The organism is Neobacillus drentensis (genome assembly GCF_036965645.1).
In the GTDB taxonomy this organism is placed as follows: Bacteria; Bacillota; Bacilli; order Bacillales; family Cytobacillaceae; genus Neobacillus; species Neobacillus drentensis_D.
The window spans coordinates 1-2,603 of sequence record NZ_JBALPZ010000297.1; the positions used below are offsets into that span (position 1 = coordinate 1).

The window sequence follows — 2,603 nt, forward strand, 5'->3', positions numbered from 1 at the left end:
AAAATTAATTGCGTTTTGCATTTTTTCAATCACCTTTCCTTAAAATTGATTATTATAACTTTTCTCAACATAACCTTTACATCTCATAAAAAAGGCTCCTAGTCCAATATAATTTCTTGGAACTAAGAGCCTCTAGTTGCCTAGTTGGCATTTATAATGAATTACAAATTTAATAGGAAATTAACAATCTAATCTTTATCCGACTAATCCGCTGTGAAATAACTACATTAATAATAATCCCTTATNNATATGGTATTTAAAGTTTTTAACCTGGCTAATTAAGAAAGTTTTCCGAAAACCGTACTGATTATTCTAATATAAATAATTAGATTAATAATTTGATGATTTTGTTTCTTCGATTGTCCTAATAAACAAATCTGCTCTATGGAGGTAATAGAATTAGCCGGATAAATGTTGGTTGGCAAGATATCGTTTGAAGTGCATCGGGTTGACCATAGCCAAAGGAATGCCTCGTTCTTCCAAGAAATAGGCCAAATTAAGCCAATAATCTATTTCTTTTATATGATGAACAAGAGTAATTCAAAAAGGTAATTTGAGGATCAAATTCGCTGCATTTAGTTTACATAATAATATTATGTTTCTTATCCAAAATCGGACTCACCCCCCTTTAATTCATATTCATTTTCAGGAATTGTAAGGTCATCTGTAGCGGAGTTGTAGGCAACCTGCATCAGCTTGGCCCATTGCTTACATCTTAAGACACTACGTCCGCCATTGTAACTTCCATTATTGGATCCAATTCTCCTTGTGCATCAAGTACAAGGAGAAAAGGGCATATAATTGGGACAGCCCCTGTTTTAATCAATGTTTAAAGGGCAATTTCATTGACGAAAGTGATGTTAGCACTTTAATTAAATAAAGACACCCATAACACATCTTTATGTCAAATTTTGTGGCTAAATTTACTTTGTAATTTTCAACNNGGAGAATAAAAATGAAACAAGTTGCTCTCCATCAATGGCATAAAGAACATAATAAACGAATAGCAGAAGTTCATAAGAACCACGAAATGAAAATACAACGTGGTGAAAATGGAAACAGTTTGTTGGCTAAATGGGAAAGATTTTTTTATAACAATGTCATTTCCCCTCTTAAAAAATAAAAATACTTATTAATTAAACTGTCTTCATAGTACAGTTCATTTTTTTCGCAATTTGAGTCAAAAATCCTTTTCTCAGTAGAAGGCAGTTTATATTCTTATAAAACATGTGTGTCCTCTTTTAAGTCAGCATCACGCAGGACCCTCGCCATTTGGGGAAGAGATCTCTCCCAAGACTGTAATTCACTACTTGAGACCACCTTATTCTTTTTACTTAATACTTTTTCCTTCAATACATAGCCAATTTGACTCTCATTGTCTCTATATTAATCCATATATTTATAGGGTTGATTCATAATATATCCCACTCGTGCGAATCCTTCTTTTAACCCCAACATGGAAGCCACCCGACACTTCGAAACATTCTCTTTCTTAGATTATGTAAAAATCCAGTTTCTTCAATTCTACTTAAAAGTTTCATTGTTTCACTTTAATAAGCTTTTTTTCCTTGTTTACTTCAATGATTTCCTCAATAATACTGATGGAAATTTCCTCTGTTGTTTTCAAGCCACCCTCTTACCTTTGCTAAATTCAGATTTAAAAATTTATATATCTTTCTTATTCATCTAACAAGCAAGTAATTAATAAAATAACAAAAAGGTGGGTGAAATATGTGCACGGAGCATTTATTTTCTTTTTATTGGGATTTCTTTCTATCCTGATAGGATGGATCATCTTTTGGCAGATGGATGATTCTGATGAACCGTTTTGGCTAATTTTTTTAGAGGCACTGTCAGATATCGTAAATTTTAATCCAAACTTTCTTATAATAGGATTACTTTTTTGGGTCCTAGGCTTTTTATTGGTGTTATTAGGAATTGGTACATCATTTAATCCTGCTATTTTGAATATATTTTCAAGTATTTTGGCATCAGTTTAGCTGGTGTCCTTTTTTGGTTTTGTTTGTTATTATGCATAGGTGTCAAACATGGCGTTGGACTAATTGAAAGCCTCTTGGCAATATATGAAGTTGTATATGAGGTAGACAATACCGTTTGAGTCATTTAATTTTTCCTTATTTTATTATTCATCTAACGAGCATTTGAATAATAAAATGAGGAAAAGGTTGGTAAATTATGTGATCGCATCGTTATTTGTAATCATAATTGGATGTCTATTCATACTATTTGGCTATTTCATTTTAAATTACGGGGATCAATATTCTTATCAAGCTGCACCAATTTGTTGGATCATTGGTTTACTTTTGATTCCAATCGGTGTTCTAACCATATTTAATCCTGCTATCTTGAAAGATCTGCTTCATTCATTAGCTCTTTTACTTCATAATTTGACTCAATAATGTCCGAAATAATATGAATTACAGCTTAATAACAAAGGGCTGCCGTTTTGGCAGCCCTCACTTCAATAATCCCCTGGAAGAATTAATCTAAAAAGATATTTGTAAACAAAGACAATATAAAAGCTAAGAATTTTACGAAAATAATCCATAGGAATAACAACCCATAGTGAGGAATGTGTAATC

Annotated in this window: 3 protein-coding genes; all 3 read left to right on the top strand. The window is 32.0% G+C overall.

The annotated features are described in order from the left end of the window. Positions 1 to 955 precede the first annotated feature (955 nt). The 3 genes from V7266_RS30585 to V7266_RS30595 all read left to right on the top strand — a co-directional run bounded on the left by V7266_RS30585 (position 956) and on the right by V7266_RS30595 (position 2,420). A complete protein-coding gene (locus V7266_RS30585) occupies positions 956 to 1,123 on the top strand; it encodes a hypothetical protein (protein WP_335473038.1) in 168 nt (55 codons plus the stop codon). A gap of 610 nt (positions 1,124 to 1,733) precedes the next feature. After that, on the top strand, positions 1,734 to 2,000 hold the full coding sequence (locus V7266_RS30590; RefSeq protein ID WP_335473039.1) for a hypothetical protein: 267 nt from the start codon (positions 1,734 to 1,736) through the stop codon (positions 1,998 to 2,000). Between the two features lie 186 nt (positions 2,001 to 2,186). After that, positions 2,187 to 2,420 carry a hypothetical protein gene (locus V7266_RS30595; protein WP_335473040.1) on the top strand — a complete coding sequence of 78 codons (234 nt, stop codon included), beginning with the start codon at positions 2,187 to 2,189 and terminating at the stop codon, positions 2,418 to 2,420. The last annotated feature ends 183 nt before the right edge of the window (positions 2,421 to 2,603 follow it).

Coding starts and splice junctions, on each gene's coding strand:
- V7266_RS30585 (WP_335473038.1), top strand. CDS start 956: ATGAAACAAGTTGCTCTCCATCAATGGCATAAAGAACATAATAAACGA.